Here is a 6,356-nt window from a genome sequence, read left to right on the forward strand (position 1 = left end):
GTTTGCGCCGTCCATTTGAAATGGCGGTGTTCGTCGCAATGCGATAGAGCCAGGACTTGAACGCCAAATCGGGCCGCGTGGACGGCAGCGCCTTATACGCCTTTTCGAAGGTGTCCTGGGTCAGGTCCTCCGCCAAAGCGCGATCCGACACCATGCGGTGCAGATAGTTGAGTATCGGAGCGTGGTATTGCTCATAGAGCCGCTCGAACGCGACCGGGTCGCCCGATCGCGCACGCGCAACCAGATCTCCGTCGTCGACCACCCAGCCGCTCTCCACTGCTTGCGCGGCTGTCCCGCGCGTTGTCCACGTGATTGCCTGACTCATTGCGGCCGGTGACTCCTCCTCGGCGTTTGAAACGCGCGATGAGGAAGGGTCGTTTCGCGGGCGTGGCATCTGCAACTGCAGGCTCGCCTCCGGCCAGATAGTGATCAGGATACCAGCTTCGCGCCCTACAACTGGTGTCAATGTGTCACGCGATGTTCCACGTGGAACCATACGTACGCGATTCGTTCCCTTGCGAACAGTCCACCCGGGTGGACTGTGAGACAAGGCGAACCCCTCGATTTCAGGAGATTTGCGGCAAATTCTTGCGTACAGTAATAGTTGGCGACCAGCCGAGTTTGCTGGCTACCCGATGATTGCCTTGACCTTCGCTGCGACGGCCTGGCCCAGTGTCGTGTGATCTGGCGCATCGAAATGGATGCCATCGATCGCACTGGAGCGGATCACGCTGCCGGCGTCCAGAAAGTCGACCCCGACAGCGTCCGCCCAGAATGCGTAGTGACCGGGAAAGTCCCTGGACTTCTCGACCGAACCCGCAAACAGGGCATCGAGTGGATGGCCGGCCGCGACGGTGGCAGGCGGAGCCATCAGCAGGACCCTGGGATTTGCGCCGTCTGGGCCGCAAAGAGATCTGCGAGAGATGTCGGCTAGCTTGGCGGCACTTTGGGCAATATCGGCGGCTGCGCGATTGTGACGCAGCTTGAGATCGTTGGTGCCAAGCATGATCACGATCAGATCGAAGGGCCGGTGCGATTCCAGCAGCGCCGGCAAGTGGGCGCGTCCGTTGCGGTCTTCTTCGATCGTGTCATCGATATTGGTCGTGCGGCCGTTGAGCCCTTCTTCGATGATCTTGTATCCCGGGCCGAGCTCTGCTTGCAGAACGCCAGTCCAGCGCACATCCGGCGCGAAACGCCCGCTCCCATCCGGCGCGGCTCCCCAGGTGTTGGAATCGCCAAAACAGACGACGACTTTGGTCACGGTGTCCTCCTGTGCGATACGTGCTGCCAGATTCTATTCCGGAATGTTCAGAGCGGGTCGCGTTGTTATTCGAACCCGGTCGTTGCGGCCCTCCGTGACCGCAAGTGAGCGAGGTTGGGCGTCACAGGCAGGCGCCGCTTCGGAGTACAGAGCGCCGAGCGCGACATGGATTGCCCTGGCTCGAAGGTGGTTGGGTGTCACATTCGAGGCAGCCGGTTCGTTCTGAATCCGTTGCTTCTAGTTGCCGAGCACCGAGAGAAGAACAGCACGCGATCCGCCTGCGGCATCGACGGCGGTGCAGAGAATCTGCCCGAGTTCATTGATTGCGACTGCGGCAACAAGCGTGAGCCCGTCGATCGGTTGCGCGATCTGATTCAGATCGAGAACGGCATCGGGCGCCCAGACGACCGCCGTGGTGGCCGGACCGGCAGTCGCTGGAGTGGGGAGTCCAACGGTTCCGGCCACCAGTCCGAACGAACTGACATCTGCAGCGGTGCTCCAGGCCTGGTTTTCGAGGGAATGGAGCGGGGTCATGGCGCCGTCTATCCACGAGAAGGCGGCGATGCCACTGCCCATGAGTTCCGTCTGCTCGTCGCTGGTCGAGGAGTTTCCGACGATCATCCCTTGCTCGCTGATGGCGGTTGCCTCGCTGAGGGAGCCTCCGAGGGCCCCGAGCTCGACCGGATCCTCATCGAGGCTGAACAGGACTGCACGGCGCTGACTTCCATCGTCGCTTCCGATCCAGCCAACGACCTGGCCAAGGCCATTGATGTCCAGTGCAGCCGAAGCTGCGCCTTCTGGCGTGCCCTTGAGCTCGACGACTTCCTGGTTGTCCCAGATGACGGCTCTGCGGGCGGCATGCTTCTTGTCGGTGGCTGCTTCTCCGACCGCTTCTCCGCCGGCGCCAAGCGCGTAAACGCGGCCAACCAATCGATTTCCCGGAAGCTCGACCTGTCCGTCAGGCGTGAACAGCATGGGTACGTCCTCCGCCTGGGTCGAACCGTCGCTCGCACCGGTTACCCAACCGCCGACATTGTTGCTGTCATCGATGGCAGCAGGGTAGGCCGATTCGTCAGGCTCACCGAGCTGCGTGAACGCGCCGTTTTCCACCAGGAAGATGCCCGTACCACTGGCCGACGAGGCGGTGACGATTGCTACGCTGTTGTTGTTGAGCGCCACGGGAACCACCGATTCGAATCCATTGGGCAGCCCCAGATCGACCGCCGAATAGGCTGCCTGCGCGTGGACCGCGCGTTGCGGGAAGCCGGCGAGTGTGGCCAGAGCGGCCGCTCCGGACAGTCCGAGAAAATGTCGGCGTTGCATGCAGGTACTCCGTGACGTGCGAAGTCGGATCGTGGCGGCCGTGCGCTCTCTGCATCATGAAAGCAGGAAACGCGATTGGCAGCAACGCGCCAGCAGTGCATTGCGACCCGCGCGCATTGTGCGTTTTCTGACGTGCGTCACTGGACGTAGCGCCGCAATCTCCTGGAGCAGCTGCGAAAACATGTGTCCCCGAACCGATGTCCTCGCGAGGTTGCAGCCCACCGTGGCTGCCCCAACCGGCACATATCGGAAGGGCACATGTTCTCGGGCCAGCGCTAGATCGCATCCGAATACTGTTCCCGATATTCCTCGATGTAGCGCAGCTTCTCAGGATGCGCGGCCAGATCGGCCGCGCGCCGCTTGTCATAATGGTGGCCGATTGCGCCGTTGAGAATCGCTCCCATGATGAGCCCGAGCGCCGCGAAGTTGAGGAAGTAGAGCAAGATGATGGCGGTGCCCGCCGCGCCGTAGATGTTCTGATACGGAACCCGGGAGGCGATGACGCCAAAGAGCTGGATCATGAGCACCCACGACATCGTGCCGAGCACTGCGCCGGGGATCGTCATGCGTGCTGTCAAGGCGACGTCCGGTCCGACAAAGTAGAGGATGAAAAGCACACCGAATGTAATGGAGATCGAAAGGACCAACTGACTGAGTTCTCCGAAATCGGCGATCAGCCCGTCGTGGCCAGACCACTCCATCAACTGCTGGATGACGCGTTCGTTGAAGAACGAAGCCGTGACTGTCAGCACCACCATGGCCGTGAAGAGAAGGGTCATTGCGAGCGCCATACCGCGTTTCTTCATGATGTTACGGGTATTCCGTATGCCATATGCGCGGTTCGTCGCCTCGATCAGGGCGCCAACTCCGGCCATGCCTCCCCAAAGCGCCAGCACAATCGCGAAGATGGCGGTAAACGACGCCAGTTGTGTGCTCGCATCGGAGATCGCCTGATCGACTCCCGCAATGAGGATGATGTGCGCCTCTGGCGGGGTTTGCTCGTAGATGAAGGTGCGAATCTCTGAGGTGACGGGTATTCCCAGCCAGTGCTCCATGAGCGCGGCGGAAGCGACGAGCACAAAGAGCGTGGGTAATGCGGCAAAGAGCACGCTGAAGGCCACCTGCTTGGCCAGACCCATTGCGTCGATGCGCATGAATGAGTTCACCGATTCGCGCACCAACAGGACGGCAGCGCGCCGATCCGAACGGATCTGCTCCATCGCCCGTTGCGCTTTTCGGGTGGCAGTGGCGGTGACCGAGCTCAAAGGCGCCGTGTGTCCTCGTCGAAGTTCTTCGGGCCGGTGTGACTACGAATGCTACCCGACGTGTTCGCACCTGCTACGATTCGCGCGTGGTCGCACGGACCGCAACAAGAGGAACGAAATCTGTGGCATATGTCCAGATGAGCACGCTCCCGCTATTCGCCTTCGAAAGCGCGATTGGAATAGCGGGAGGACACGCGCACATGCGTCGTCTCTCTCCGCCAGGGGAGCCGTCTTGTCATGTCTCAGAACCCGTCGTCTTCGTCCAGTAACACACCTCGTTTTCTTGCATCGATCGCCGGTCGCATTGCTGGTCCCTTCGCTGGCAATAGTGATTTCCTCAAATGCTGGTTCGGGGAGGGAGTGTCGTATCTCGGCACCCAGATCAGCCTGATCGCCATTCCCATCATTGCAGCGGTCACGCTCGATGCCTCGCCACTGGCGCTTGGGTTTCTCTATGCCTGCGGGCAGTTGCCGGCATTGCTGTTCGGGCTCGTCGCCGGCGCCTGGCTGGACCGGCGCAAACGCCGACCGGTCATGATCGTGACCGATCTGGCGCGTACGTTTCTCACGCTGACGGTGCCGATAGCGGCCTGGTTTGGCTGGTTGTCGATTCCATTGCTCTGTGTCGTGCTCTTTGGGCTCGGCACGCTGACGATCTTTTTCGACATCGCGCATCTGTCGTATGTGCCGTCGCTGGTCGATCGGTCGCAACTCGTGGCTGCCAATAGCCGACTGGAAGCGACCGCCAGTGGAGCGCAAGTGGTCGGTCCGGCGGTCGGGGGCGCGTTGATCGGTCTGCTGACCGGTCCCGGCGCCCTGCTGATCGATGCCGGATCGTTCCTCGTTTCCGCGATTGCGCTACGAAGAATTCGTAAACCCGAGGAAACGCCTGCGCATGTCGATCAGGGCGAACCAATGCGTGCGCGGATCGCCAGCGGATTGCGCTTTGTCGCTGCGACGCCGGTGCTGCGCGCGCTGGCGGGGTGCTCGGCGATTTCCAATCTCTTCGGCTACGCATTTCTGGCGGTATACGTTGCGTTCATGGTGCGCGAGTTGAACCTGACCGATTTTCAGATTGGTCTCGTCTTTGCCACGGGAGGCGTGGGCGCGTTGATCGGATCGGTGATCGCTGGGCGGTGCGCCGACCGCTGGGGTACGGGACGCACGTTGATTGCCAGTCAGCTCGGGTTCGGGCTCTCCGGCATGCTGGTGCCGTTGGCGGTGCTGATCCCGGCGGTTGCGCTTCCCCTTGTGGTCGGGGCCGAATTCTTGCAGTGGCTGACGTTGCTCATTTATGCGGTGAATGCCGTGAGTCTGCGACAGCGGCTCACCAGCGACGAGATGCAGGGACGCCTTCACGCCACATTTGCCGTTCTCACACGCGGATTCCAGCCGATCGGATCGATGCTGGGCGGGATCGTGGCGTCGTTCATTGGACTCTCGCTCACCCTGGTGTTTGCCGAAGTCGGGCTGATGCTGGGGGTCCTCTTTCTGATCGCGTCGCCGCTCCGGCACAATGCCGACGGAGCGGCGATCGCTTCCGAGCATCTCGTCGAGTCATCGTCTTGATACGTCCAACGGGGGGCGACATGTCTGAACTTGGAGCATTGGTGGCGGCCCTGGTGCGTATCGATTCGGTCAATCCCGATCTGCAACCGGGCGCGGGCGGCGAAGGGGAGATCGCCGCGTTCGTGGCTGATTGGTTCCGTTCCAATGGAATCGAAACCGAGGTGCAGGAGGCTGCTCCTGGCCGCAACAACGTCATCGGTATCGTGCGGGGAACCGGGGGCGGCCGGTCGTTGATGCTGAACGCGCATATGGACACGGTCGGTCATGGAGGCATGGAGAAACCGCTGGCCGGAACGATCGAGCATGACAAAGTCTTCGGGCGAGGCGCCTGGGATATGAAGGGCAGCCTGGCGGCCATCATGCTGGCGGCGAAAGACCTCGCCGCCGATCCGCCTGCTGGTGATGTCATCGTCACCGCAGTCGTCGACGAGGAATACGCCAGCATTGGCACCCAGGCCATCGTGGAACGCTTTACGGCCGATGGAGCGATCGTCACCGAGCCGACCCAGCTCGAGCTCAGCGTCGCCCATAAGGGATTCGTCTGGTTCGACATAACAACCAAGGGTGTCGCCGCGCATGGGTCGCAGCCGGCGCTTGGGGTCGATGCAATCGCCAAGATGGGCAAAGTGCTGGTGGGGTTGGAAGCGCTCGAAGGCCGGTTGCTCGGCGGGGAGCAGCATCCGCTGCTGGGCACCGGTTCCATTCATGCATCGCTGATCCAGGGCGGCGCCGAGCTTTCCAGCTATCCCGGATCGTGCACCTTGTCGGTCGAGCGGCGGTTGATCCCCGGTGAGACCCCCGAAATGGCCGAGTCCGAGCTTTGCGAGATTCTGGATGCCGCCGCCAATGAGGATCCCGATTTCGAGGCGACCCTCACGCGCGGACTCGATCGCTCCCCATTCGAGCAGCCGCTGGAGAGCGAGATCGTTGCGGTCGTG

Annotated in this window: 6 protein-coding genes; 2 read left to right on the forward strand and 4 right to left on the reverse strand. The window is 61.8% G+C overall.

Annotation, left to right across the window (positions count from 1 at the left end):
* The 4 genes from R2855_19670 to R2855_19685 form a co-directional block, all read right to left on the reverse strand.
* Window positions 1-325, reverse strand: a 325-nt coding sequence (locus tag R2855_19670) for a sigma-70 family RNA polymerase sigma factor (GenBank protein ID MEZ4533223.1), incomplete at its 3' end; no start/stop codon positions are given.
* Window positions 326-628: 303 nt separating this feature from the next.
* A complete protein-coding gene (locus tag R2855_19675) occupies window positions 629-1,261 on the reverse strand; it encodes an SGNH/GDSL hydrolase family protein (GenBank protein MEZ4533224.1) in 633 nt (210 codons plus the stop codon).
* A 237-nt stretch (window positions 1,262-1,498) separates the two neighbouring features.
* Window positions 1,499-2,584, reverse strand: a complete 1,086-nt coding sequence (locus tag R2855_19680) for a hypothetical protein (GenBank protein ID MEZ4533225.1) — start codon at window positions 2,582-2,584, stop codon at window positions 1,499-1,501.
* Window positions 2,585-2,859: 275 nt separating this feature from the next.
* Window positions 2,860-3,849 carry a YihY/virulence factor BrkB family protein gene (locus R2855_19685; protein MEZ4533226.1) on the reverse strand — a complete coding sequence of 330 codons (990 nt, stop codon included), beginning with the start codon at window positions 3,847-3,849 and terminating at the stop codon, window positions 2,860-2,862.
* 237 nt (window positions 3,850-4,086) lie between these two features.
* On the opposite strand from R2855_19685, the gene R2855_19690 reads away from it, so the two are divergent.
* Together R2855_19690 and R2855_19695 are read left to right on the forward strand one after the other, a co-directional pair.
* A complete protein-coding gene (locus R2855_19690; protein MEZ4533227.1) occupies window positions 4,087-5,418 on the forward strand; it encodes an MFS transporter in 1,332 nt (443 codons plus the stop codon).
* Between the two features lie 20 nt (window positions 5,419-5,438).
* Window positions 5,439-6,356: M20/M25/M40 family metallo-hydrolase (locus R2855_19695; protein ID MEZ4533228.1), on the forward strand; the 918-nt coding region annotated here is incomplete at its 3' end.

The sequence above is a fragment of the Thermomicrobiales bacterium genome (genome assembly GCA_041390825.1).
Lineage (GTDB): Bacteria > Chloroflexota > Chloroflexia > Thermomicrobiales > UBA6265 > JAMLHN01.

Bases quoted from the DNA above. Each gene is read 5' to 3' on its own strand.
- R2855_19690 (MEZ4533227.1), top strand. From the start codon at position 4,087: ATGTCTCAGAACCCGTCGTCTTCGTCCAGTAACACACCTCGTTTTCTT.
- R2855_19680 (MEZ4533225.1), bottom strand. From the start codon at position 2,584: ATGCAACGCCGACATTTTCTCGGACTGTCCGGAGCGGCCGCTCTGGCC.